This is a genomic window from Brachybacterium sp. NBEC-018 (assembly GCF_024860185.1).
GTDB lineage: Bacteria > Actinomycetota > Actinomycetes > Actinomycetales > Dermabacteraceae > Brachybacterium > Brachybacterium rhamnosum.
Genome location: NZ_CP100650.1, coordinates 2,800,194 through 2,825,802 on the forward strand (window position 1 = coordinate 2,800,194; position 25,609 = coordinate 2,825,802).

At 74.3% G+C, this 25,609-nt stretch carries 20 protein-coding genes; 9 read left to right on the top strand and 11 right to left on the bottom strand.

Annotated elements, in window-relative coordinates; translation table 11 throughout:
* Positions 1-25 precede the first annotated feature (25 nt).
* From NLU66_RS12705 to map, 4 genes are all read left to right on the top strand, one after another.
* Entirely contained in the window at positions 26-913 is an 888-nt protein-coding gene (locus tag NLU66_RS12705; RefSeq protein ID WP_259360030.1) for an ABC transporter ATP-binding protein, read from the top strand.
* On the top strand, positions 910-1,710 hold the full coding sequence (locus NLU66_RS12710) for an ABC transporter permease (protein WP_259360031.1): 801 nt from the start codon (positions 910-912) through the stop codon (positions 1,708-1,710). Before NLU66_RS12705 ends, NLU66_RS12710 begins: the two co-directional genes overlap by 4 nt.
* Positions 1,711-1,837: 127 nt before the next feature.
* Positions 1,838-2,890: a COX15/CtaA family protein gene (locus NLU66_RS12715; RefSeq protein WP_259360032.1), complete on the top strand. Its 1,053-nt coding sequence runs from the start codon at positions 1,838-1,840 to the stop codon at positions 2,888-2,890.
* Positions 2,887-3,708 carry a type I methionyl aminopeptidase gene (map, locus tag NLU66_RS12720; RefSeq protein ID WP_259360033.1) on the top strand — a complete coding sequence of 274 codons (822 nt, stop codon included), beginning with the start codon at positions 2,887-2,889 and terminating at the stop codon, positions 3,706-3,708. The genes NLU66_RS12715 and map overlap by 4 nt, the downstream gene beginning before the upstream one ends.
* A gap of 16 nt (positions 3,709-3,724) precedes the next feature.
* On the opposite strand, the gene NLU66_RS12725 is transcribed toward map, so the two are convergent.
* From NLU66_RS12725 to dut, 7 genes are all read right to left on the bottom strand, one after another.
* Positions 3,725-4,669, bottom strand: coding sequence for a phosphotransferase (locus tag NLU66_RS12725; RefSeq protein ID WP_259360034.1), 945 nt, complete (start codon positions 4,667-4,669; stop codon positions 3,725-3,727).
* A gap of 92 nt (positions 4,670-4,761) precedes the next feature.
* Positions 4,762-6,645, bottom strand: coding sequence for a 1-deoxy-D-xylulose-5-phosphate synthase (locus tag NLU66_RS12730; protein WP_323374422.1), 1,884 nt, complete (start codon positions 6,643-6,645; stop codon positions 4,762-4,764).
* Positions 6,646-6,908: 263 nt separating this feature from the next.
* Entirely contained in the window at positions 6,909-9,686 is a 2,778-nt protein-coding gene (acnA, locus tag NLU66_RS12735; protein ID WP_259360035.1) for an aconitate hydratase AcnA, read from the bottom strand.
* Positions 9,687-9,987: 301 nt separating this feature from the next.
* Positions 9,988-11,319, bottom strand: coding sequence for a class I SAM-dependent RNA methyltransferase (locus NLU66_RS12740; protein WP_259360036.1), 1,332 nt, complete (start codon positions 11,317-11,319; stop codon positions 9,988-9,990).
* A gap of 124 nt (positions 11,320-11,443) precedes the next feature.
* The gene (locus NLU66_RS12745; RefSeq protein WP_259360037.1) at positions 11,444-12,193 is read right to left on the bottom strand and encodes a DUF3159 domain-containing protein; all 750 of its coding nucleotides are present in this window, start codon (positions 12,191-12,193) and stop codon (positions 11,444-11,446) included.
* On the bottom strand, positions 12,190-12,960 hold the full coding sequence (locus NLU66_RS12750) for a DUF3710 domain-containing protein (RefSeq protein WP_259360038.1): 771 nt from the start codon (positions 12,958-12,960) through the stop codon (positions 12,190-12,192). Before NLU66_RS12750 ends, NLU66_RS12745 begins: the two co-directional genes overlap by 4 nt.
* A gap of 1 nt (position 12,961) precedes the next feature.
* Positions 12,962-13,477: a dUTP diphosphatase gene (gene dut, locus NLU66_RS12755; RefSeq protein ID WP_259360039.1), complete on the bottom strand. Its 516-nt coding sequence runs from the start codon at positions 13,475-13,477 to the stop codon at positions 12,962-12,964.
* A 63-nt stretch (positions 13,478-13,540) separates the two neighbouring features.
* On the opposite strand from dut, the gene NLU66_RS12760 reads away from it, so the two are divergent.
* Positions 13,541-14,089 (top strand): DUF3093 domain-containing protein, encoded by a 549-nt coding sequence (locus NLU66_RS12760; RefSeq protein ID WP_259360040.1) that lies wholly within the window; start codon positions 13,541-13,543, stop codon positions 14,087-14,089.
* Positions 14,090-14,242: 153 nt separating this feature from the next.
* Here NLU66_RS12760 and NLU66_RS12765 read toward each other — a convergent pair whose 3' ends face one another.
* The gene (locus NLU66_RS12765) at positions 14,243-14,542 is read right to left on the bottom strand and encodes a DUF4193 domain-containing protein (protein ID WP_137770918.1); all 300 of its coding nucleotides are present in this window, start codon (positions 14,540-14,542) and stop codon (positions 14,243-14,245) included.
* A gap of 285 nt (positions 14,543-14,827) precedes the next feature.
* Here NLU66_RS12765 and sepH point away from each other — a divergent pair, with 285 nt between their 5' ends.
* A complete protein-coding gene (gene sepH, locus NLU66_RS12770) occupies positions 14,828-16,144 on the top strand; it encodes a septation protein SepH (protein WP_259360041.1) in 1,317 nt (438 codons plus the stop codon).
* Between the two features lie 111 nt (positions 16,145-16,255).
* On the opposite strand, the gene NLU66_RS12775 is transcribed toward sepH, so the two are convergent.
* Genes NLU66_RS12775 through NLU66_RS12785 form a run of 3 tightly spaced genes read right to left on the bottom strand, consistent with a single transcriptional unit; the run spans position 16,256 to position 20,733 of the window.
* Complete coding sequence (locus tag NLU66_RS12775; RefSeq protein ID WP_259360042.1) at positions 16,256-17,377, bottom strand: alkaline phosphatase family protein; 1,122 nt, start codon at positions 17,375-17,377, stop codon at positions 16,256-16,258.
* Positions 17,378-17,382: 5 nt separating this feature from the next.
* A complete protein-coding gene (locus NLU66_RS12780; protein WP_259360043.1) occupies positions 17,383-17,958 on the bottom strand; it encodes a DUF5998 family protein in 576 nt (191 codons plus the stop codon).
* A gap of 39 nt (positions 17,959-17,997) precedes the next feature.
* Entirely contained in the window at positions 17,998-20,733 is a 2,736-nt protein-coding gene (locus NLU66_RS12785; RefSeq protein ID WP_259360044.1) for a GNAT family N-acetyltransferase, read from the bottom strand.
* A 104-nt stretch (positions 20,734-20,837) separates the two neighbouring features.
* Here NLU66_RS12785 and NLU66_RS12790 point away from each other — a divergent pair, with 104 nt between their 5' ends.
* The 3 genes from NLU66_RS12790 to NLU66_RS12800 are packed head-to-tail and all read left to right on the top strand — an operon-like array spanning position 20,838 to position 25,296.
* Entirely contained in the window at positions 20,838-23,297 is a 2,460-nt protein-coding gene (locus NLU66_RS12790) for a DNA gyrase/topoisomerase IV subunit A (protein WP_259360045.1), read from the top strand.
* Between the two features lie 8 nt (positions 23,298-23,305).
* On the top strand, positions 23,306-24,439 hold the full coding sequence (locus NLU66_RS12795; RefSeq protein ID WP_259360046.1) for a hypothetical protein: 1,134 nt from the start codon (positions 23,306-23,308) through the stop codon (positions 24,437-24,439).
* A complete protein-coding gene (locus NLU66_RS12800; RefSeq protein WP_259360047.1) occupies positions 24,436-25,296 on the top strand; it encodes a D-hexose-6-phosphate mutarotase in 861 nt (286 codons plus the stop codon). Before NLU66_RS12795 ends, NLU66_RS12800 begins: the two co-directional genes overlap by 4 nt.
* Positions 25,297-25,609: the final 313 nt, after the last annotated feature.

The following is a 25,609-nucleotide window of genomic DNA, read 5'->3' on the forward strand; positions in this document are numbered from 1 at the left end:
ACGGGGGCCTAGCATGGGCGCCGCCATGGAAGACCACTCCCCCGCCCTCGTCGCCGAGTCCCTCGCCGTCTCCTTCGGCGAGGTCCGCGCCCTCGACGGCCTCTCGCTCTCCGCGCGGCGCGGCGCCGTCACCGCCCTCCTGGGCCCCAACGGCGCCGGGAAGACCACCGCGATCTCCTGCGCGACCGGGCTCCTCCGCCCCGGCGGCGGGAGCGTCCGCGTGCTCGGCGCGGACCCCTGGCGCGCCTCCCCGGAGCACCGTGCCCGGGTCGGGGTGATGATCCAGGACGGCGGGCTCACCTCCGGGGCGACCGCCCTGCAGCTGCTGCGCTACGGCGCCGCGCTGCACGCCCACCCGCTCGACGTCGACGAGATCGCCGAGTACCTCGGCATCACCGGGCCCGACGGATTCGCGCGGACGCTCGTGCGGCGGCTCTCGGGCGGCCAGCGCCAGCGCCTCGCCCTCGCCCTCGCGATCATCGGCCGCCCCGAGCTCGTCTTCCTCGACGAGCCCACCGCCGGCATGGACCCCGCGATCCGGCGCCGTGTGCGCACCCTCGTGCGCGGCCTCGCGCGCAAGGGCACGGCGGTCGTGCTCACCACGCACCTCATGGAGGACGTGGTGGGCCTCGCCGACGAGGTCCACGTGATCGCCCGTGGACGCACCGTCGCCTCCGGCTCCGTCGAGGAGGTCATCGCCTCGCACCGGGACCGCGCGGGCGCGCAGTCACTCAGCGCCCGCATCGACTCGGTCGACCCCGGTCGTCGGGACGCCCTCGAGGACGACCTCCGCGCCGCGGCCGAGCGCCACGGCGCCCGGCTGCGGATCACGGCGGGCGGGGCGGCCGATCTCGAGGCCGTGCTGCTGGACCTCATGGCGCAGGCCGAGCCCGAGCAGGAGACCACCCGATGAGCACGCCCGATCCCACCCTCGCCGCCGTCCCCGAGGGCCCTGGGGCGATCGCCCCGGAGCCCGCGCCGCGGAGTCGGAGGATCCTCGCCCATGCCGCGCTCGAGGCGCGCACCCTGCTCACCAACGGCGAGCAGCTCATGGTCGCCCTCGCCCTGCCCGCGATGGTGCTGATCGGCCTGCGGCTGCTGCCCGTGGGCCGCATCGACGGCGCCGCCCCGATCGACACCGCGATCGCCGCGACCCTCGCGACCGCCCTCGTCTCGACCGCCTTCACCTCGCAGGCCATCCAGACCGGCTTCGACCGCCGCAACGGCGTGCTGCGCTGGGTCGCGACGACGCCGCTGGGGCGGGACGGCTATCTCGCCGGGAAGATCCTCGCGACGCTCCTCGTGCACGTGCTCCAGGTGCTCGTGCTCGGCACGGTCGCGCTCGTCATGGGCTGGCGCCCGGGGATCGGCGGCCTGCTCGCCGCGGTGCCCGTGTGGGCCCTCGGCACGATCGCCTTCGGCGCCCTGGGGCTGCTGCTCGCGGGGCGCCTGCGCACCGAGGGGGTCCTCGCCGCCTCGAACCTCGTCTTCGTGCTGTTCGTGGTCGCCGGGATCGCCGTCCCCGTCGCCCGGTACCCGCGGTTCCTCGGAGGGATCGTCGACCTGCTGCCCTCCGGCGCGCTCGGCGAGCTGCTGCGCGCCTGCCTCGCCCACGGCCCGTTCTCGATCGGCTCGGTCGTCGTGCTCCTCGCGTGGGCCGCGGGCGGCACGGCGGCCGTCGTCCGCTGGTTCCGCTGGACCGACGCCTGAGCACCGCCGCGCGCCCGGACGCTCCTGGCGCCCCGGGCGATCCGCGGGGATGGGATTGGTCCCATCCCGGCGTCGTCGGGACCTTCTGACCCCCGTCGTGCGCGGGCCGGTCACTAGGATCGGCCGCATGCCCACCGCCGCTGCCCCCGTCGCGGGCGCCGGGACGCGACCCGAGCGCCACGGCCGCCTGACCACCCTGCCCGATCCCCGCTTCCCAGGGCTCGGTGCCGCCGCCCGCTCCCGGATCGTCGCGATCGTCCTGTGGGCGAACCTCGTGTGCCAGATGGGCATCATCCTCACCGGAGGGCTCGTGCGCCTCACCGGCAGCGGACTGGGCTGCTCCACCTGGCCCAGCTGCGAGCCCGGCCAGTTCACCCCGCGGTACACGCCGGAGTCCGGGATCCACCCGTTCATCGAGTTCGGCAACCGCACCATGACCGGCCTGCTCGGCATCGTCGCCGTGCTCGTCCTGATCGTCACCTGGCGCTGGATGCGGCACCGCGGCCGGGCGTTCCTCCTGCTCGCGGCCGTGCCCCTGATCGGCACCATCGCCCAGGCGCTCATCGGCGCCCTCGTCGTGATCCTGCACCTGCACCCGGGCCTCGTGAGCCCCCACTTCCTCATCTCGCCGCTGCTCGTCGTCGCGTCCACGGTGCTCCTCGTGCGCGCCATGGACGAGGAGGGGCCGCGCCGTCTCGCCGTGCCCCGCGCCGCGGTGTGGGTCTACGCGCCGCTCGCGGCGGCCGGCTTCGTCGTCCTCGTGCTGGGCACGATCGTCACCGGCACCGGCCCGCACTCGGGGGACAGCGGCGACATCACCCGCCTGCTCATCAACCCCGTCGAGATCGCCCGCGCCCACGCGGCCGCCGTGTGGGTCTTCTGCGCCCTGCTCGTGGCGCTGCTCGTGATCCTGCTGAAGGGCCGCGCGGACCGCGCGCCGCGCCGCGCGGCGATCGTCCTCCTGCTGCTCACCGCGCTGCAGGGCGTCATCGGCTACGTCCAGTACTTCGCGGGCCTCCCCGCGGCGGTCGTCTTCCTCCACCTCATCGGGGCCGCGCTCTTCGGCGGCGGCATCGCCTGGGTGGGTGCGGAGCTCGTCACGCGCCGTCCGGCCGCGGGCACGGACCCCGCGGAGCCGGGCGCACGTCCCGAGCCCGTCGCCCCGGAGGGCGCGCGGTGATGATCGGACGGCGCCGCCGCTCCTCGACCCAGGAGCTGCCCACGCTCGCGCAGGCGCGACCCGCGGGCGAGTTCGTCGCCTCCGTGCTCTCGCACCTGCGCACCGTGGTCGAGCCGGGCTGGAACCTGCTGGAGGTCGATGCGGAGGCGCATCGGATGATCCGTGAGGCGGGCGCGACCAGCTGCTACATCGACTACCACCCGGCCTTCGGCGCCTCGCCGTTCGGGCACGTCATCTGCACCTCGGTCAACGAGGGCGTGCTGCACGGCCGCCCCTGCGACCGCGTGCTGGCCGACGGCGACCTGCTCTCCCTCGACTTCGCGGTCGAGCTCGAGGGCTGGGTCGCGGACTCCTGCGTCACGGTCCCCGTGGGCACCCCACGGCCCGAGGACCTGCAGCTGATCCGCGACACCGAGAGCGTCATGTGGGCCGGCATCGACCAGGTCCGCGCCGGCGGAACGGTGGGCGACATCGGCCATGCGGTGATGACGGCCGCGCACGATCTCGGCTACACGATCAACGACCGCTTCGGCGGGCACGGCGTGGGCCGCACGATGCACGAGGCGCCGTTCGTGCCGAACCACGGGACCCCCGGGGAGGGCGTGCGCCTCGTGGCGGGGCAGCTCATCACGGTCGAGCCCTTCCTCGTCCCGACGACCGACCGCCTCGTGGTCGACGAGCGCGACGGCTGGACCCAGCTCTCCGCCGACGGCTCCCGCGGCGCGCACGCCGAGCACACGCTGCAGGTGACCGACGGCGCCCCGGTCGTGCTCACCGCCCGCGCGGACGATCCTGCCCCGCGCTCCTCGCTGGGCTGACCCCTCGCTGCGCAGGTCAGTCGGGCAGGCGGTACGGGGCGGGGTCCCACTCGGCCAGTGAGCGCAGGTAGCCGCCCTGGACGGGATCCGTCCAGCCGTCCTCCCCGGCGTCCTCGAGCACCCAGGTGCCCTCCTCCCACCACTGGTGGTCCAGCGCCGCGGGCCACAGCTCCCGCTCGCGGTCGGTGAGCGTGACGTGGCGCGCGTAGGCGCCGACCAGCACGTCCCACTCGGCGGGCTCGAGCATGCGCGGCGGCGCGCCGGGCGTCTCGCAGGGGAAGAGCACGAGCGCGAGGGCGAGGTCGAGGAGCCGCGGCTCGACGCCGCCGTTGTCCGGGTCCACGAGCACCGCGCCGCCGGGCCGGAACACGAGGTTCGCGGCCTTCCAGTCCGAGCTGACGCCTGTGCGCGGGAGGTCGGGGTCCGCGGCGCGCAGGGCGGGCCAGGAGCGCTCGAACCAGCGGGCGCCGAGAGCGGTGATCGAGGCGTCCGCCGCGGCGGCGCGCTCCGCGGGCAGGGCGCGGTGCAGGATCTCCCGCAGGGTCACGAGATCCGCCTCGACCTCGGCGCGCACGGTGCTGGGGTGGGCGTAGCGGCGCAGGCCCTCGAGCGGCACCTCCGCGGCATGGAGGCGGCCCAGCAGGTCACCGGCGGCGCGGAGCTGCTCCGTCGTGCCGCTGTAGCGCTCCCCCTCGATGTACGGGTAGAGCACCCACGTCGCGCCGTCGACCTCCTGCGCCTCGGCGAGGGGGACGACCACGTCGACGCCGGCGGCGTCCAGGGCGCTCAGCCAGTGGGCCATGGCGGGGGCGGCACGCGCGGTGCGCTTGAGCACCGCATCCTCCCCCGCCCGCGTGCGGCAGCGGTGGACGGCGGCGACGGGGGTCAGGCTCGCGGTCTCGAGCCCGGTCAGGGCGAAGGCCTCGCGGAGACGTGCGAGATCCGCTGGGAGGGTGCTCATGGGCTCCACCCTGTCAGACCGTCACCGACGGGAGCGAGCGAGTATCCCCGTGCACGGGGCGGCGGCGTCCACCGTCTGATCCCCCGCGGTGCTCAGCCGAGCACGCGGCGCAGGCTCCCGGCGATCCCCGCGGCGTCCAGGCCGTGCGCGGTGAGGATCGCGTCGCGCTTGGCGTGGGGCACGAACTCCTGAGCGAGGCCGAGGGTGCGCAGCACCGGCGCCGGGCGGGACAGGGTGCCGCGGGCGGCGAGGCGCACGGCGAGGGCCGCACCGATGCCGCGCTCGGCGATGCCGTCCTCGAGTGTGACGACGGCGCGGGCGGTGCTCGCGAGGTCGAGCAGCGCATCGCCGAGCGGCAGCGCCTGCACCGGGTCCAGCACGAGGACGTTCGCGCCCTCCTGCTCCGCGGCGAGAAGGCGGGCGGCCTCGACGGCGCGGCCGGCGAGGGCGCCGACGCTCACGAGGAGCACGTCGATCGGGGCGTCCGGATCCCCGGCGAGCGCGTCGCCCGCGGGGATCGTCGCCGTGGCCGGGAGATCGGGCGGGCAGGCGCCCTTGGGGAAGCGCACGATGGAGGGGCCGGAGGTCGCGAGCCCGGAGCGCACCGCTCCCGCGAGCCGCTCACCGTCCCGCGGCGCCCACAGCGACAGCCCCGGCACCTGCGCGGCGAGGCCCAGGTCCCATACCCCGTGATGGCTGGGTCCGTCGTCGCCGGTGACGCCCGCGCGGTCGAGGGTGATGAGGACGTCCTCGCCGTGCAGGGCGAGGTCGAGGAGCAGCTGGTCGTGGGCGCGACCGAGGAAGGTCGCGTAGAGGGAGACGACGGGCCGACGGCCGCCCGCGGCGAGGCCGGCGGCGGTGTCCAGCGCCAGCTGCTCGGCGATGCCGACGTCGAGCACGCGGTCCGGCATCTCCTCCTGCATCGGGGTGAGCCCCACGGGGTCGACCATCGCCGCGCTGATCGCGAGGACCTTCTCGTCCTGCTGGGCAGCGTCGAGCACGGCCGCGCCGAGCCGGCGGGTCCAGGTGTCCGCGGCGGCGGGGGCGTCGGTCTCCTCGTCGAGGGCGAAGGGTCCGGTGGCGTGCCACTGGTCCACGGCGTCGGACTCGGCGCGGGCGAAGCCGGCGCCCTTGCGGGTGAGCACGTGCACGACGACGCCGGGCCGGGCAGGGTCCTCCGCGGCGCGACGCGCCTGGCGGAGGGCGACGGCGAGGGCCTCGTGGTCGTGCCCGTCGACCGGTCCCACGTAGGTCAGCCCCAGCGCGGTGAAGACGTCGGCCCCCGCGGGGACGTCGCCGTCGCGCAGCGCCGCGAGGTGCCGGGCGAGACCGCCGACGGTCGGGGCGTAGGAGCGGGTGTTGTCGTTGAGCACGACGACGGTGCGGGACCCGCGATCCGCCGCGAGCTCGTTGAGCGCCTCGAGACCCACGCCTCCGGTGAGGGCGCCGTCGCCGATCACCGCGACGCTCGCACCGTCCTGCCCGGCGAGGCGGCGGGCGCGGTCCAGGCCGTGGGCCCAGGCGATCGAGCCGGAGGCGTGGGAGTTCTCCACGAGGTCGTGGGCGGACTCGCCGCGGTCGGGGTATCCGGAGGTGCCGCCGGCGCTGCGCAGGCCGGGGAGGTCCGCGCGCCCGGTGAGCATTTTGTGCACGTAGGCCTGGTGCCCGGTGTCGAAGACGATCGGCTCCTGCGGGGAGACGAACTCACGGTGCAGGGCGATCGTCAGCTCGACGACACCGAGGTTCGGGCCGAGGTGCCCGCCCGTGCGGGAGCAGATCTCGAGCAGGCGCCGGCGCAGGGTGCGGGCGAGTCCGGGCAGCTGCTCGGGGGTCAGGTCACGCAGCGCGGCGGGGTCCGCGGGGATCGCGACCTCCGCAGGGGCGACCTCGGCGTGGGCCGACCGCGCCGTCGGCAGGTCGCTCGGCGCGGCGGTGCGCATCAGCGAGGTGAAGGAGCGCTGCTGGGTGGTGGGCACGCGCGTTCCTCCCAAGGAGGTCGGGGACGGGACCAGCCCAGCGTACGACTCCCTGACCAGGATCGACGGGAGACATGGTCACATCTGTGCACATCTTCACCGGGGATTCACGGCGTGCGGGAGCCATCTGCAACAGGGTGCAGATCCTGTGCTCAGGGGTGCTCGTATCCCCCGCGCCGGGCCACCACCGTCGACACGACCCCGCACGACGGCGCCCCGCCCACCCGGAGGTGGACGGGGCGCCGTGGCGTGTGCAGGGCTCGTCAGGCGGCGACCAGCGAGCGGAGCACGTACTGCAGGATGCCGCCGTTGCGGAAGTAGTCCGCCTCGCCGGGGGTGTCGATGCGGAGCACCGCGTCGAACTCGACGACGGAGCCGTCCTCCTTGGTGGCCTTCACGGCGACCGTCTTCGGCGTGGTGCCCTCGTTGAGCGCGGTCACTCCGGAGATGTCGAAGGTCTCCGTGCCGTCCAGGCCCAGCGACTCGGCGTTCTGGCCCGCGGGGAACTGCAGCGGGAGCACGCCCATGCCGATGAGGTTGGAGCGGTGGATGCGCTCGTAGCTCTCGGTGATGACGGCCTTGACGCCCAGGAGCTTGGTGCCCTTGGCGGCCCAGTCGCGCGAGGAGCCGGTGCCGTACTCCTTGCCCGCGAGGACCACGAGCGGGATGCCCTGCTCGGCGTAGGCCTGCGCCGCGTCGTAGATGAACTCCTGCTCGCCGGTCAGGAAGTTCTTCGTGTACCCGCCCTCGACGCCGTCGAGGAGCTGGTTCTTGATGCGGATGTTCGCGAAGGTGCCGCGGATCATCACTTCGTGGTTGCCGCGGCGCGAGCCGTAGGAGTTGAAGTCCTTGCGCTCGACGCCATGCTCGCGCAGGTAGCGACCCGCCGGGGAGTCGGCCTTGATCGAGCCCGCGGGCGAGATGTGGTCCGTCGTCGTGGAGTCGCCGAGCTTGGCGAGCACGCGGGCGCCGGTGATGTCCTCGACCGGGTCCGGGGTGGCGCCCATGCCCTCGAAGTACGGGGGCTTGCGCACGTAGGTGGACTCCTCGTCCCACGCGAAGGTCGCGCCCTCGGGGGTGTCGAGCCCGCGCCACCGGTCGTCGCCGGCGAAGACGTCCTTGTAGTCCTCGGAGAACATCTCCTGGGTGATGTTCTCGCCGATGACCCGCTCGACCTCGGTCGGGTTGGGCCAGATGTCGCGGAGGTAGACGTCGTTGCCGTCCTTGTCCGTGCCCAGCGCGTCGTTCTCGAAGTCGAAGTCCATCGTGCCCGCGAGCGCGTAGGCGATGACCAGCGGCGGCGAGGCCAGGTAGTTCATCTTCACGTCGGGGTTGATGCGGCCCTCGAAGTTGCGGTTGCCCGAGAGCACCGCGGTGACGGCGAGGTCGTTCTCGGCGATCGCCTCGGAGATCTCCGGCGCGAGCGGGCCGGAGTTGCCGATGCAGGTGGTGCAGCCGTAGCCCACGAGGTGGAAGCCGAGCTGCTCGAGGGCGGGCCAGAGGCCGGCCTTCGTGTAGTAGTTCGTGACGACCTGCGAGCCGGGTGCCATCGAGGTCTTCACCCAGGGCTTCGCCTCGAGGCCCTTGTCCACGGCGTTCTGCGCGAGCAGGCCGGCGGCCATCATGACCGAGGGGTTCGAGGTGTTGGTGCAGGAGGTGATCGAGGCGATCGAGACGATGCCGTGGTCGATCGTGTAGTCCGCGCCCTGCACGGCGGTGGGCTGCGAGGCGCGACCCGTGACGTGCTGGTGCTCGGGGGCGGCGCCGCCGGACTCGTTGTCGGAGTCGGGGGTGGCCGGGTCGGAGGCCGGGAAGGAGCCGTCGCCGTTGCTCACGGCCGGGTGGCCGGTCGCGTAGGAGGGCAGCACCTCGCGGAAGGACTCCTTGGCCTCGGACAGCACGATGCGGTCCTGGGGGCGCTTCGGGCCGGCGATCGAGGGGACCACGGTGGAGAGGTCCAGCTCGAGCGTCACCGAGTACTGCGCCTCGGTGGACGGGTCGTGCCACAGGCCCTGGCGCTTGGCGTAGGCCTCGACGAGCGCGAGCTGCTCCTCGGAGCGGCCGGTGAGGCGCAGGTAGTCGACGGTCACGTCGTCGATCGGGAAGATCGCGCAGGTCGAGCCGAACTCGGGGCTCATGTTGCCGATGGTCGCGCGGTTCGCGAGCGGCACCTGGGCGACGCCCTCGCCGTAGAACTCGACGAACTTGCCGACGACGCCCTGCTGGCGCAGCATCTCGGTGATCGTGAGCACGACGTCGGTCGCGGTCGCGGCGGCGGGGATCTCGCCGGTGAGCTTGAAGCCCACGACCTGCGGGATGAGCATGGAGACCGGCTGGCCGAGCATCGCGGCCTCGGCCTCGATGCCGCCCACGCCCCAGCCCAGCACGCCCAGGCCGTTGACCATGGTGGTGTGGGAGTCGGTGCCGACGCACGAATCGGGGTAGGCGCGCAGCACCCCGTCCACCTCGCGGGTCATGACGGTGCGGGCCAGGTGCTCGATGTTGACCTGGTGGACGATGCCGGTGCCCGGGGGGACGACCTTGAAGTCGTCGAAGGCGGTCTGGCCCCAGCGCAGGAACTGGTAGCGCTCGCGGTTGCGCTCGTACTCGAGCTCCATGTTCTTCTCGAGCGCGTCGAGACGGCCGGCCACGTCGATCATGACGGAGTGGTCGATGACCATCTCCGCGGGGGCGAGCGGGTTGATGCGCTCGGGGTCGCCGCCGAGGTCCTGCACGGCCTCGCGCATGGTGGCGAGGTCGACGACGCAGGGCACGCCGGTGAAGTCCTGCATGATCACGCGGGCCGGGGTGAACTGGATCTCGACGGACGGATCCGCGGTGGGGTCCCATCCGGCGAGGGCGCGCACGTGCTCGGCGGTGATGTTCGCGCCGTCCTCGGTGCGCAGGAGGTTCTCGAGGAGGATCTTGAGGCTGTAGGGAAGCTTCTCGGCGCCCTCGACGGCGTCGAGGGCGTAGATCTCGTAGTCGGTCTCGCCGACGCTGAGATTCTGCTTCGCGGAGAACGAATCGACTGTGCTCACGGGGCACACTCCTTCATGTCGTGGGCGAACTCGTCCATCGTAATCGCGGTCACAGCGTCCCGGAGCGGACTGCACGGACTTCTCCGTCAGCGCCGGAATGACGCGGCGATCACGGGGCGAGGGGCCACGGACCAGTTATCTTGACGTCAAGATAACCCTAGCACGCAGGGCACTCGTCCGGCGGAGCCTCGCCGCCGTCTCGCCGCGGCGAGACCGTGAGTTCTGCCGCCAAGGGCATGCTCACCGCATTAGCGAATTCTGATGTCCCGATATTCGAGTGGGCACGCCGGAGTGCGCCTGATCAGCGCAGCGGGCGCTCCAGGACGGTCACCGACTCGACGTGATGGGTATGCGGGAAGAGATCGAAGACGCGCAGGTCCACGATGCCCCAGCCCGCCTTCTCCGCGACGGCGAGGTCCCGGGCGAGGGTCGACGGCTCGCAGGAGACGTAGACGATCCGCTCCCGCACGACCTTCGTGAGCAGCTCCATGAGCTCCGCCCCGGCGCCCGAGCGCGGCGGGTCCAGCACGACGACGTCGACGCCGCCGCGACGCGCCCGCACCCAGTCGGTGACGTCCGCGGTCGCGGTGGAGACCTGCCGGAGGTCCTCGAGGTTCTCCGCCGCGAGCTGCGAGGCCCGACGGTTGCCCTCGACGCTCACGACCGTCCCGTCCTGGCCCACCTGCTCCGCCGCGGCCGCGGCGAACAGCCCGACACCGCCGTAGAGGTCCCACACGCTGCCGCCCCTCGGCGCCGCGAGGTCACCGGAGACGACCTCCGTGAGCAGCTCCGCGGCCCGACGGTGCACCTGCCAGAAGCCCGTCGCCGCGACGGTGAACAGCCGCTCCCCCACGCGTTCGGTGACGGTGCCGTCGCCGCGCAGCGGGGTCAGCCCCTGCGCGGTGCGCACGGCGACGTCGGCGTCCCCCCACGAGTCCGGGATGCTCACCGAGGCGGGGTCCAGCTCCCGACCGATCAGGACGACCGCGGGCGGGCCCGCCGAGGGCGCGACGACGTCGATCGCCTCGACGCCCTCCGGCGCGGTCCACGATCCGAGGTCCAGGTCGCGGATCGCCTGGGCCGCGAGGGGGTTCTCGCCGACGGACCGCACCTCGTGCGAGCGCCAGCCGCGCATGCCCACCGTGCCGTCGGCGTCCACCGCGAAGCGCACGCGGGTGCGCCACCCCAGTCCGTCCATGTCATGGGTGGCCGGCTCGACCTGGACGTCCTCGATGGGATAGCTCGTCACACCGGCACGCTGGAGGAGCTCCTGCATGACCTCGGAGGCGATCCGACGCTGCGCGGGGAGGGCGATGTGCGACCACTCCGCGCCGCCCACGCCGTCCACGCCGGCCTCGGCCCAGACGGAGGGGACGCGGTCCACGCCGGCCTCGAGCACGTCGATCGCCTCGGCGCGCCAGAAGCGCGCGTCGGCCGCCTGCTCGGGGTCGTCGAGCAGGCGGGCGGTGACGGTCTCCCCGGGAGCGGTGCCGCGGACGAAGACCACACGACCCTCGTGGCGGGCGACGAAGGTGCCGCCGGCGGCGGGACGCTCGGCGGTCAGGGAGAGGAGCCGGCCCTGGGCGGCGGCGTCCTCGACCGTGCGCTCCGGCTCGGAGTCCGTGGCGTTCATGCGTCCCGCTCCCTTCCCGCGGCGGCACACGCCGCGGACTCGTTCATGTCCGGGCCAGTCTCCCACCCCGATGATCGCGATGCGGACGCACCTGGCGCCGTGGCGCCGGATCGGGATCGATTCTTTACCCGGCGCGGTGCGCCGGTCCGTCCTGCGATCGTGCCGCCCGGCGCGCGAGCAGCGACCGGTGCATGAGCCAGACGAGATAGGCCACCACGGCGAACAGCGGCAGGCCCATGGCGAGCTTGGCCACGCCCATCGCCGCGACCTGTCCCGCGAGCAGCAGCGGGACCTGCACCGCGAGCTTCGCGGCGTACAGACCGGCGAACAGCCAGGTCGCACGGGTGTAGACGCGGCGGGCGTCGGGGTCCTGCGCCCAATCCTCGACCCGCGGGTCGAGCGCGCCCACGACGAGGCCGATGAGCGGACGACGGGCGAGCACCGAGACCACGAGCAGCACGAGGGCGACGGCGTTGATCGCGATGCCCGGCGCGTAGAAGTCGGTGCCGTCGCCCGAGCGGAGCGCGAGCACCGCGCCGAGCGCCACGCCGATCAGCCCGCCGAGGACGGTCTGCGGGCTCTGCCGCTGGACGAGCCGCACCACGAGCGCGACGACCACGACCGCGACGGCGACGACCGCCGCGACGGCCACCGAGCGGGTGACGACGAAGAGCACGACGAACAGCAGCGTGGGCGTCACGGACTCGGCGATCCCGCGCGGACCGCCGACGGCGTCGCGCACCGAGAACTCCTCCTGGCGCAGCACGCCGCCCAGGCCGCGGGCGCGCCGGTCCTCGGCGCCGTCCTGGCGCGACGCGCCGCCCGGGGCGGATCCGCTCCCCTGCTCCGGGGCGCCTCCGTCGGGGGTGCTCATCCGATCTGGGTGATCTCGGGACCGCGCGCGAGCGGGTCGAGGAGCTCGTCGGGCGCAGCGGAGGTCGGCGCGACGCGCTCCCCCGGCAGGTGCAGGGGGATGAGCTCCTGCGGGGCCATCGCCTCGTGCCCGCGGACCACGACGAGCCGGGAGATCAGCGTCTCGAACTCCTTCGCCTGCGCCGCGTCACCGAGCGCCTTCCCGGTGAGGATCGCGCGCAGGAACCAGCGGGGACCGTCGACGCCCAGGAAACGGGCGGGCCGGTATCCGGTGCGGCCGTCGGAGCGCTTGACGGGCAGCCGCGTGATGAGCTCGGTGCCGAAGGGGCCGGGGCGGGTCTCCGCCGTGCCGCCCTGCCCGACCACGGAGTCGCGCAGGGAGGTGCGCACCTCGTCCCAGAGCCCGCTGGTCTTCGGCGCCGCGAAGGCCTGGACCTGGAGCGAGGAGCCGCCCAGCACGAGGTTCGCGCCGGTCACGGCGTTCGTGCGCTGGTCCACCTCCATGCGCAGCTCGAGGCCGTCGATCCCGGGGACCTGGATGCCGCCGAGGTCGATCCGCTCCTCCTCGGGGGCGTCGGAGGCGTCGTAGGGGCCGTCCTCGAGGTGCGCGGCGCGCCCCTGCTCCTTCTCGGCGTCGGCCGTGTCATCGGCGTCGACAGCGTCGGCCTTCGCGGCGCCGGCAGCGGTCCCCGCGCCGTCCGCGGTCCCGACCTGGGGCTCCTCGACGTCCTCGGCGGCCTTCCTGCCGCGGCGGGAGAACAGTCCCATCTCAGGCCACCTCCTCGTCCGTGGCGGGCCCGAAGCCGCCGCTCGACCCGAAGCCGGAGGCCGCCCGCTCGGTGTCGTCGAGCTCCTCGACGGTGCGCAGGACGGGGGCGAGGACGGGGACCACGACGAGCTGGGCGATCCGGTCGCCGCGTCGCAGCGCGAAGGGCTCGCTGAGATCGGTGTTGTGCAGCGCGACCTTGATCGGCCCGCGGTAGCCGGCGTCGACCACGCCGGGGCCGTTGAGCACGGTGACGCCGTGGCGGGAGGCGAGGCCCGAGCGCGGGCACACGAGGCCCACGGTGCCGGGCGGGAGGGCGACGGCGAGGCCCGTGTCCACGAGCGCACGGCCGCCCGGGGCGATCGTGAGGTCCTCGGCGCTCGAGAGGTCCAGGCCGGCGTCGTCCGCGTGGGCGCGGACGGGGGCGACGGCCCCCTCGGCCAGGCGGAGGCGCAGCTCGGGTGCGCCCTCCGCGGGGACGGCGCCCGCGGTGGTGGCGGTCGGGGTGGTGGAAGGCATGGGACCCAGGGTAGGCGCTCCGTGCTGAGGAGTGGTCCAGGCTCTGCGTGAGACGATGGGGGCATGTCCGACGCCGCCGAGGGGAGCTCCCCCGCCGCCCCGATCCCCCCTGATCCCGCCGTCCCGTCCTCCCCTGCGGGGACCCGGCCGGCCGCCGCTCCCGCGAGCGCCGCGGGCACGCCCCTGCACCGTGAGCGCCTGCTGCCCGGGATCGGCACCTGGATCGTCATCGTCGCCGTGGGAGCCATGTGCGGCGTGGTGCTCGTGCCGCTGGGCGCCACCCTCGCGCTGGTCGTCGGGCTCGTCGGGATCGTCGTGGCCGTCATGCTCGGGGTGCTCACCGCTCCCGTGGTCGAGGTCAGCGGCGGGCGCCTGCGCGCGGGACGCGCGCAGATCGAGGTGGGGCTGCTGGGGACCCCCGAGGAGCTCGAGGGCGAGGACTGGCAGCGCACGATGGGCGTCGGCTTCGAGCCCCTCGCCTTCCACCTCACCCGCGGCTGGATCCGTTCGGGCCTGCGCGCCGAGGTGCTCGACGAGGGCGACCCCACGACCGCCTGGGTCGTCTCCACCCGCCGTCCCGAGGATCTCGCGCTCGCTCTGCGCAGCGCCTGAGCCCCGCGAGCCCGGCCGCCGCACGGCGGCCGCTCTCCCCTGATGCGGCCTCCGATGCGCCCTCTCCCCTGATGCGCCGACGGCGCCCCTCCTCCCGGAGGGGCGCCGTCGGCTCTGTCCCCGCGCTGCGGGGGTGATGCTCTGCGGATGCGCTCAGGCGGCGCACTCGGTGCAGATGATGAGGGTCCCCTCGACGTGGTCGATCTGGCTGCGGTGCTTCACGAGGAAGCAGCTGGCGCAGGTGAACTCGTCGGCCTGCCGCGGCAGCACGCGGACGGAGAGCTCCTCACCGGAGAGATCCGCGCCGGGCAGCTCGTAGGAGTCCGCGGCCTCCGCCTCGTCCTCGTCGACCACCGGCGTCGCCGCCTTGTTCGATCGACCCTTGAGCTCCTCGATCGAGTCGTCGTTCGACTCGTCGTCGTTCTTGCGCGGTGCGTCGTAATCTGTGGCCATCTACGGTCCGTTCCTGGTGGTGGTCCGGGGGATGACGGGGGCGAGCTCCGCCGTCCTCCGGGGGTGGATCCTCGGCTGTGCGCAGGCGCCCGTCCCCTGCGGGCCGATGCGCGACACAACGCCGAATGCGGCGGCATTATTGCAGACCGCCCGGCCTGCGACAACACGGGTCCCACGCGTGCCCTCCGCCGGGCGCGGCGCAGCGTGAGTTCCCTGCACGACACGCTATGTTCGGCGTCTAGACTCGGTCCACGTTCCGACCAGGCACCGACGGAGAGGACGACGATGCGCGAGCTCGAGCTCGACGGGATCCACGACGACGGGGAGCACCTCATCCTCCTCGACTCCGATGGTGAGCGGTACACCCTGCGCATCGACGAGGCGCTCCGCGCCGCCGTCCGGCGCGACCGACCGGCGCTGGGCATGATCCAGGCGGCCGACGCCGCCCCACTCAGCCCCCGCCAGATCCAGGGCCTGCTGCGCTCGGGGCGCAGCGCCGAGGAGATCGCCGAGCTCGCGGACATCACCGTCGAGCACGTGCGCCGCTACGAGGGCCCGGTGCTCGCCGAGCGCGAGTGGACCGCGGGCCGTGCCCGCACCTTCCCCGTGGGTCGCGGCGGCCCCTCCCTCACCTCCGTGGTCTCCGAGCGGCTCGCCGCCCGTCAGGCCGCCGAGGACGTCGCCTGGGACGCCTGGCGCCGCCCGGACGGCACCTGGACCCTCGAGCTGAGCTTCAACGCCGCCGGTCGCACCCGGCAGGCGCACTGGGTCGCCGATCTCGACAACCGCTCCCTCGCCCCCGTCGACGACGAGGCGCGCTGGATCAGCGACGAGGACGCCCCCGTCGAGCCGTCCCGCGGCCGCACCCGTCTGATGGCGGTCAAGAGCTCCGTCTACGACCTCGAGGCCGACGGCTCCTTCGACGAGTCCGCCGCGGCGCGGCGCGGCGCGTCCGAGCGCTCCGCCCATCCGGCCGCCTTCGACGAGGCCGAGCTGGACGCGCTCAACGCCCGGCGCGGGCTGCGGTCGGTGCCGCCGCTCGAGGACGACGACTCCGCCGGGGTGTGGAGCACCCTGGACGAGGACGTGCCGCGGAGCGCGCCGTCGCGCGGGATCACCGGTCCGGCCGACGAGGCCGACACCGACACCGCCGCCGACATCGTGCCGTCCGCCGATCGTGACCTGGACGCCGATCCGGACCTCGACGCACAGCGGGATCATGCGGGGGAGGCCCCCGAGGAGGAGGACCCCTTCTCCGAGGACCTGACGGAGGACGACGCCACCGGCCCCACGGGCGAGGACGAGGACGGCGCCCCGGCCCCGGAGCCGCTCCAGTACCAGGACACGGTGGACCTCACCCAGGACCTCACCCCGCTCCCCGGCTTCGACGACCCTCAGGACGAGGACCGCGCCGCCGATGAGGCCCCGGGTGCCGATGGGCACGAGGACGGTCCTGCGACGCAGGAGGACACCGCGGAGAGCACCGGGAAGGCCGAGCAGAAGAGCGCCCCCGCCCCGAAGAAGGCGTCCAGGCCCCCGAAGAAGGGCCGCGCCTCGATGCCGAGCTGGGACGAGATCGTCTTCGGCGCCAAGCACGACTGAGCGGCTCGACCGCCCGCCCCGGCAGCGGCTCCGACCTCACGAGCGGGGCCGCTGTCGTCGTCCTCGGCGCCCGACGTCTCCCGTGCCCGGTCGTTCCGGAGGGCCCGGCGCTCAGGCCTCCGTGCGCAGCAGCGGGACGAGCGCCTCGCGCGGCGTGAGCGACCCGTGCACACCGACCAGCTTCCGTGCGCCCTCGGGGCGGCGGGAGAAGTCGTCGATCCCCCAGCGGCCGCGGCCGAGCACGAGGACGTCCGGCACCCGGCCGGCGGCGACGGCAGAGGGCTCGGCGCCCTGCGGGCCCAGCAGGCCCGAGCCGAGCACCTCGTCGCGCGTGAGCACGAGGGCGCGGTCCTCGAGCAGCTCCGCGAGCCCCACCGCGAGCAGCGGCGCCTCGTCCCGCTCGCGCACGGCGAGCGCGAGCGCACGGGCCTCCCCCGCGACCGTGCGCGCCAGGCGCTGCAGCGACGGATGGTCGGAGAGGTCCACGGTGTGCGCGGGGTCCGTGTCGACCATGCCGTGGTCCGCGGTGACCGTGACCCGGGTGCCCGAGGGCAGGCGCCGCAGGAGGGTGCCGAGCAGGGCGTCCGCCTCGGCGAGCGCCTCGCGCCAGGCGTCGGAGTCCGTGCCGTGCTGGTGCCCCGCGTGGTCGACGTCGTCGACGTGCAGGTGCACGAGGCCGTCCGGACCGGCGCGCCGCACGGCCACGAGGACCGCGTCCGCACGGTCGTGGCGACCGTGCCCCTGGAAGTCCCAGCCGCGATAGGCGACGCGGCTGAGGTGCGAGCCCTGATGCTTCGCGGGGGCGACCTGCACGGCGCGGCGGGGACGCTCCTCGAGCAGCCCGGGCAGCGGCATCCACCGCTGCGGGTCGATCCCGGGCTCACCGGTGATCTGGTTGACGGCGGTGCCCGTCGCGGGATCGATGGCCGTGTAGCCGAGCACCCCGTGCTCGAGCGGCGCCAGACCCGTGTGCAGGGAGACCATGGCGGTCGCCGTCGTGGAGGGGGCGACGGTGCGGACGCGCTCGGTGCTCCCGGCGAGTCGGCGCAGGGTCGGGGTCAGCGCGCGGTGCTCCTCGAGCAGCTCGGCGCCGAGGCCGTCGATCAGCACGACGACGTCGCGGCCGCGGGCCCCGGCCCGGGCCAGCGGGGCGACGACGTCGAGCAGCGCGGGACGGGCGCCCGCCGCGAAGGGCGGCGGCAGCAGGTCGGCGGGCCAGTCGGAGGGCTGCACCGGGCTCAGGAGTCGAGCGCGTCGACGGCGTCGAGCAGCAGGCCGTGGAAGGCGAGCGCCTCCTGGACGGCGGCCTCGCCGTCGGCGAGCGCGCTCACCCGCAGGGCGAGGTCCGAGGGGGCGATGGTGCCGCTGAGGCCGTGGTCCACCTGGCACGAGGGGTCGCCGCAGTCCGCGCGCTCGAGGTCGACGCGACGGGTGCCGCCCCAGGTGATGCCGAGCGTCACCTCGGCCTCGCTGCCCCGCACGCGGGTCCCCTCGGTGTCGAAGACCTGGGAGAGCCCGGTGCCGGTCACGCGGCTGAGGCGGATCCGCTCCGTGGTCGCGATGACCTGGCTGGGGTTGAGGTCGTCCGCCGGGTCGTCGTCGAGATGGCTGATGATGAGGTGGCGAGCGGTCAGCACGAGCACCGTGAGGTGGCGTCGCACCTCCGGGCCGTCGAACGTGGTCTCCGGCCGCACCAGGTGCCCCAGCACGGGGGCGCCGCGCAGGGCCAGGGCGAGCGAGCCGCCTGCCGTCTGCGGGAAGTAGCCCGCGGTCTCGAGGTCCGCGGTCAGGGAGGCGGGGAGCGCGGTCGTCATCCTCCGATTGTCCCACGCGGGAGGGGACGGCGGAGCGGCTCAGCCGGAGCGGCCGCCCAGCAGCACGCGGCGGGCGCCGTCCGTCCGGTTGGGGGCCGGGGCGAGCTCCGCCCTCGCGCCGACGACGAACGCCCCCTCCCGCGCGACGACGACCGGGTACAGCTCGAAGGAGGCGAGCTCCGGGACGTCCTCGGCGAGCAGGCCCGTGCGGACCACGACGTCCGCGAGGGCGTCCCTGTCCGCCGGCGGGAGGCCCCGCTCCCCCGAGAGCTTCACGGCGCTCGCGGGGGCGTCCACGAGCTCCCGCGCGGCGCGCTGCGAGAAGGGCGGGATCGCGTAGGCGATGTCCTCGAGGAGATCCGTCGCGTCCCCGGCCACGGAGAGCGACACCACGGGACCGAGCGAGGGGTCCTCGACGCTGCGCACGACCATCGGCACGCCCGTGGGGGCCATGGACTGCACCTCGAGCGGCGCGCTCGAGAAGGACAGGTCCTCGCGCATCCGGGCGTGGGCGTGGCGCAGCTGCACGGCGTCGGTGATGTCCAGCCGCACACCGCCGAGATCCGCGCGATGGCGCAGCACCGGGTCGGTGCTCTTGAGCGCGACGGGGTATCCCACCGTCGAGGCCGCGCGGACGGCCTCCTCGGCGTCCGCGGCGGGGAGCGAGGGCAGCAGCGGCAGTCCGTAGGCCGCGAGCAGCGCACGCGTGGTCTCGAGGTCGAGGGTGACCCGCTCCCCCACCGGCGGCAGGTGCTGCTCGACGATCCTGCGGGCGGCGGCGCGGTCCACGTCCTCCCGCACGGCGGGCTCCTCGCGGTCCGCCGCGGGCCGCTCGGCGGCGGCGAGCATGCCGGCGGCCGCGCGCACGGCGAGCGCGGGGGTCACGTGGACCGGCGGGAGGGCGAGGTCCTCCCGGACCGCCTCGTGCACCTCCTGGAACCGGCTGCGCTCGGAGACCAGGCAGACGACGAGCGCGACCTCGCTGTGCCGGGCGATGGTCGCCATCTCCCGCAGGGCGCCGAGGTGGTCCCCCACGAGCGGGTCGATCACCCCGGCGATGATGAGGTCCGCGCGATCGGGACCGGCGACGGCGGTGAGGGCGCGCTGCATGACGCGGGGGTCCGCCGCGAGAGGGACGTTCCGGTCGTCGATGACGATCTGCAGACCGGCCTCGTCGGCCGCGCCGCGCAGGCTCGCCCCGAGCGCCGCCGTGTTGGAGAGCAGGGCGACCCGCGGCCCCTTGGGGACGCCCTGGCGGGAGACCGCGTCGACCACGTCGAGCAGGTGGTCGACCGTCCGCGCCTGCACCACCCCGGAGGAGGCGAGGACCTGGTCGAGCGCGCGCCGTGGGAGGGAGGACTCGCGCACGTCGTGACCGGGAGTGCCGCTCACCCGGAGCCCCGGCGGGCGGAGCACCACCACGGGCGTGCTGCGGGTGAGGCGGCGCGCGATCCGGGTGAACTTGCGCGGGTTCCCCATCGTCTCGAGGGCGAGGCCGATGACCTCGATGCGCTCGTCGTCCTCCCAGTGCTGGAGCACGTCGTTGAGGGAGACGTCGGCCCGGTTCCCGACGGCCACGAACTCGTGCACCCCCGTGCCGCGCTCGTCGACCCCCGCGAGGAGCATCGCGCCGAGCGCGCTGGACTGGCCGGCGACGGCGGCGGTGCCCGGCCGCGGGAGGCGCGGGGAGAGCGAGACGCTGAGGGCGTCCTCCCCCGTGCGCAGGACGCCGAGCGAGCCCGGGCCCAGCAGCCGCATGCCGTGACGCCGGACCTCGGCGACGAGCTCCCGCTGCCGGCGCCGGCCCTCCGCGCTGTCGGTGTGGCCCTCGGTGGGGACGAGCACGCTGCGCACGCCGATCGCGGCGCACTCCTCGATCGCCTCGAGCCAGGACTCGGGGCGCAGGGCGATCACGGCGAGGTCCACCGGCCCGGGGACGTCCGCGATGCGGGGCCTCGCGAGGTGCCCGCGCACCTCGAAGGCGTCACGGGAGACGAGGTGCAGGTCGCCCTGCCATCCCGAGCCCTCGAGCGCGGTGAGCACGCGGCCGCCGATGGAGTCGGCCCGTGTGGAGACGCCGACCACGAGCACGGAGGAGGGGTGCAGCAGCCTTTCCATGGCCCGGGCCTCCGCGCGGTGCTCGCGCTCCGCCATGACCTCGAGCGACCGCGCCGTCGGGTCGATGCGGAAGGTGACCATGACCACGCCGTCGTCGAGCACGCGCCGCACGTCGAAGCCGGCGTCCGTGAACACCGAGAGCATGCGGGCGTTCTGCGGGAGGACCTCCGCGGTGAAGACCGAGATCCCCACCTCGCGGGCCGCGGCGGCGAGGTGCTCGAGCAGCACGGAGGCGAGCCCCGTGCCCTGGCTCGCGTCGGAGACGTTGAAGGCGACCTCCGCCTCCTCGGGCGAGGTCCGGTCGTAGCGGCCGACGGCGATGATCTCCTCTCCCCGCTGCACGACGAGCGCGACCCGGTCGTGGTGGTCCACGACGGTGAACCGCTCGAGGTCCCGCGGGGAGAGCCGCGGCATGGGGGCGAAGAAGCGCAGGTACCGGGAGCGCTCGGACTGGCGCACGTGGAAGTCCTGGAGGGCGTCGGCGTCCTCGGGGAGGATGGGGCGCAGGTGCGCGGCGGAGCCGTCCCGCAGCGCGATGTCCGCCTCCCAGTGGGCGGGGTACGCCGCCTGCGCCGGTGCGGGGGCGCCGCGGCGCCGTGAGCGTCGTCCCGCGCTCCGCTCCGAGGGGGACGGGAAGGGTCCGTGCCGGTCCGCCATGCCGGGATCCTATCGCCGCGCACGGCCCGGGAGACGGGGACCACCGTCCCGCCCCGGGCCCCGCCTCCCCGTCCCCGTGCCGGTCATGGGCAAGAATGACCCCCATGGCCCGTTCACGCACCACGAAGTCCCCGGCCGACGAGGAGCCGTTCGAGGAGACCGTCGTCGACATCGACGTCACCAGCGAGATGGAGACGTCCTTCCTCGAGTACGCCTACTCGGTGATCTACTCCCGGGCGCTGCCCGACGCTCGCGACGGGCTCAAGCCGGTGCAGCGCCGCATCCTCTACATGATGGCGGAGATGGGCCTGCGCCCGGATCGCGGGCACGTGAAGAGCCAGCGCGTGGTCGGCGAGGTCATGGGCAAGCTCCACCCCCACGGCGACACCGCGATCTACGACGCGCTCGTCCGCATGGCGCAGGACTTCTCGATGCGCCTGCCGCTCGTGGACGGCCACGGCAACTTCGGCTCCCTCGACAACGGCCCCGCCGCGCCCCGGTACACGGAGGCGCGCCTCGCCCGGGCGGCGCAGCTGGTGACGGACTCCCTCGACGAGGACGTCGTGGACCTCGTCCCGAACTACGACAACCAGCTGACCCAGCCGGAGGTGCTCCCGGCCCAGTACCCGAACCTCCTCGTCAACGGCGCCTCCGGGATCGCGGTCGGCATGGCGACGAACATGGCGCCGCACAACCTCGTCGAGACGATCGCCGCGGCCCGCCACCTCATCGCCCATCCCGACGCCTCCCTCGAGGAGCTCATGCGCCTCGTCCCCGGGCCGGACCTGCCCAGCGGCGGCCGGATCACGGGCCTCGACGGGGTCCGCGACGCCTACCGGACGGGCCGCGGCTCCTTCCGCATGCGCGCCACGACGCGCATCGAGAACGTCACGACCCGCCGCAAGGGCATCGTCGTCACCGAGCTCCCCTACCAGGTGGGCCCCGAGAAGGTCGCCGAGAAGCTGCGCGACGCGGTGCAGGCCAAGAAGGTCCAGGGCATCACCGACTACCAGGACCTCACGGACCGTCACCACGGTCTGCGCCTCGTGCTCACCGTGAAGTCCGGCTTCGAGCCCGAGGCGGTGCTCGAGCAGCTCTACCGCTACACGCCGCTCGAGGAGTCCTTCGGCATCAACAACGTGGCGCTCGTGGACGGGCAGCCGCGCACCCTGGGCCTCAAGCAGCTGCTCGAGGTGTTCGTCGACCATCGTCTGCAGGTGGTGCGCCGCCGCACCGAGCACCGTCTGCGCAAGCGCTCCGAGCGCCTCCACCTCGTGGAGGGCCTGCTGCTCGCGCTCGTCGACATCGACGAGGTCATCCAGATCATCCGCACGAGCGATGACGTGGACTCCGCGCGGACGCGGCTCATGCAGGTCTTCGACCTCTCGCAGGTCCAGTCGGAGTACATCCTCGAGCTGCGGCTGCGCCGGCTGACGAAGTTCTCCCAGATCGAGCTCGAGGGCGAGCGGGACGAGCTGCTCGCCGAGATCGCGCGCCTCGAGGAGATCCTCGGCTCGGACCAGGTGCTGCGCGCCCTGGTGTCCGACGAGCTCGCCGCGGTCGCCGCCGAGCACGGCACGCCCCGCCGCACCGTGCTGCTCGAGGCCTCCGAGCAGAGCCGTCCCACCGCCTCCGGCGCCGGGCTCGAGGTGGCCGACGAGCCCTGCACGGTCCTGCTCACCGGCACCGGGCTCGTCGCCCGCACGGCGGGCACCGAGGACCTCGTGCGCGACGGGGGCCGCGCCTCCCACGACGTCATCGTCTCGCGCGTGATCACGACGACCCGCGCGACCGCCGGCGTCGCGACGAGCCGCGGCCGGGTGCTGCAGCTCTCCGTCGTGGACCTCCCCTCCCTCGCCCCCACCGCCGGGGCGCCCTCGCTCGCGGGCGGCACGCGCCTCGCGGACCTCGTCGACCTCGAGGACGGTGAGCGGGCGCTCGCCCTCGTGCGCCTCGCACCGGCGGACCTCGAGCGCGGCGGGGCGATCGCGCTCGGCACCCGCCAGGGAGTCGTCAAGCGGGTCCAGCTGGACTTCCCGCGCTCCGACGGCTTCGAGATCATCTCGCTCAAGGAGGGCGACGAGGTCGTCGGCGTCGTGGACCTCGAGGACGACGCGGACCTCGACCTCGTGCTCATCACCTCCGACGCGCAGCTGCTGCACTTCCCCTCCTCGGGTGTGCGCCCGCAGGGGCGCTCCGCGGGCGGCGTCGCCGGGGTCAAGCTGGGCGCCGGTGCGCGGGTCCTCTCCTTCGGGGTCGTCGACGTCACCGCCCCGGCGGACGTCGTCACGGTCTCCGGCTCCTCGGCGACCCTGCCGCTGCTGCAGACGGGCTCGCTCAAGGTGTCCTCGCTCGCGGAGTTCCCCGCGAAGGGCCGTGCGACCGGCGGCGTCCGCTGCCACCGCTTCCTGCGCGGCGAGGACGTGCTGATCGGCGCCTGGGTCGTCCCGCACCCGGCGCGCGCCTGCTCCGAGGCCGGGCAGCCCATCGACCTGCCCGATCCGCTCGGCCGGCGCGACGGCTCGGGCACCCCGGTCGCGGTCCCGATCGCCGCGGTGGGCTGACCTCCCCCATGGCACCTCGCCTCGCCCTCATGGCCTCCCGCGCGACGCGGGAGGAGTCGCTGCACCTCGTGCTCGGCGGCGGCGGGGCGGTGGTGGGCCTCGCCGTGGGACTCGTGTTCCTGCGCAGCACCGCTCCGCTCGCGGGGACCGGGTCGATCGGGCAGGTCGCGGCGCTGTCGGTCTTCGGCTGCGCCGCGGCGACCGCGGCGCTCGTCCTCGCCGTCGTCACGCCGCGCTCGATGCCGTGGTTCGGCGGCACACACCGATGGCGGCGGGCGCTGGACATCGTGGGCCTCGCCCTCGTGTACGGGCTGCTGGGGCTCTTCCTCACGAGCGCGCTGTTCGGCGTGTTCCAGCAGGCGTTCCAGGGCGTGGCGCTGGACCGCATGGCGGGCACCTTCTGGGTGGTCGTGGCGAGCGCGGCAGGAGCCTATGCGACCTCCGCGGCCGCGTCCGCGCTCACCGGCCGCTCCCTCGCGACCCTGCTCGCGGTGTTCCTCACCGCCGGGGTCCTCGCAAGCGCGATGAACGCGACGGACCGGTACTGGTGGGAGCGGTACTTCTCGGAGCTCGGCGAGGGCGGGGACCTCGCGAGCGTCACCTTCAACCTCACGCTGCTCGTCACCGGCGTCGCGCTGCTCACGGTCACCGAGTTCCTCGCCCACGACCTCGACCGCTGGGCCGCCTCCGCCGGCGAGCCGGCCTGGGTGACCGCGGTGGTCCGGACCCTGCTCTCCGCCGTGGGCGTGCTCGTAGCCCTCGTCGCGCTCGTCTCCCGAGACGTGAGCGTCACCTGGCACGACGTGATCGCGCAGACCCTCGTCGTCGTGTTCGGCGCGCTCCTCGTCGTCACCCCGGTGCTGCTGCGCCGGATGCCCGGCGGGCTGCTGCCGGTCACGATCACGGCCTTCGCGCTCCTGGTCTCGATCATCGTGATGTTCGTGGAGGTGCGCTACCTCAACATGACGGCCTTCGAGATGGGCGCCGCCGCGATCGTCTACGTGTGGCTGCTGCTGTTCATCCGCATCGTCTCCGCCGCGGCCGACGGCGCCGAGGAGGCCAGGGGCGAGGACGCGCAGCAGCACCCGCCGACGAACGGCGACGACGCGCTCGCCGCCCCGGATGGGAGCATGGGGCCATGACCACAGCACCCGCAGATCTCCCCCTCCCGGCCGGCGTGCGCCGGGGCGAGGACCACGGCGCCGACGCCGTGCTCGTCGACACCCCCGCCGCCCGCGCGGTCCTGCACCTCGACGGCGCCCACCTCACCAGCTGGGCGCCCGCGGGGACCACGGACGTCCTCTGGCTCTCCCCCGACTCGGCGTTCGGGCACGGCGCGGCGATCCGCGGCGGCGTGCCGCTCGTGGGCCCCTGGTTCGGGCCGGGGCGTCAGGGCGACCAGGAGATCAAGCACGGCTGGCTGCGCAACGTCCGCTGGACGCTCGAGCGCGCCGAGGCGGCCGGTGAGGACGTGGTCCTGCACCTCGTCTCCCCCGCCGATCGCACCGAGCTCTCCGCCCGTCTCGTGGTGCGGATCGGCGCGGAGCTCTCGCTGGACCTCACGCTCACCGCGGGCACCGCTCTCGAGGTCGAGGCGGCCCTGCACACCTACCTCGCCGTGTCCGACGTGCGCCGGGTGCGGATCGAGGGACTCGGCGGCGCCGAGTACCTCGACAACACGCGCGGCCTCGCCGCCGACGTCCTCCCCGCCGGTGACCTCGTGCTCACCGGCTCCACCGACCGGGTCGTGGATCGCGCCGGAGAGGTGCGGATCGTCGACGAGGGAGCGGGCCGCACGATCGTCTCGAGCCCGCGGGGCACCGCGAAGACCGTCGTCTGGAACCCCTGGACCGAGCTCGCGGCGGGCATGGCCGACGTCCCCGACGACTCCTGGCCCGGCTTCCTGTGCGTCGAGCCGGCGGTCGCCAAGGACGCGGCCGTGGACCTCGCCGCCGGCGACAGCCTCTCGATCGGCGTCACCTACACCGTCCTCGGCTGACCCTCCGGGCCCGGCCCGCTCCGGGCCGTCTCCCCGCTCCCCTCGCCCCGTCACCGCCGCTCGTCCCGAGCTCGGTGACGGGGCGTCGTGCTGCCTGCAGGTTTATCCGCTGGACCCGGGCGGGGCGCCGTGATGGAGTACATCCCATGGAGATCACGACCCCGACCACGACCACGGCCCCCGCGGCCGGTCCGGCCGTCCCGGGCGCGACGATCCCCCGGTCCCTGCGGCAGCCCGCCGCGCGGAAGGCATTCGGACCCGGGGGTTCCCGCCCCGGCACGCCGACCGGCACCGCCGCCGTCCGCTGACGGCC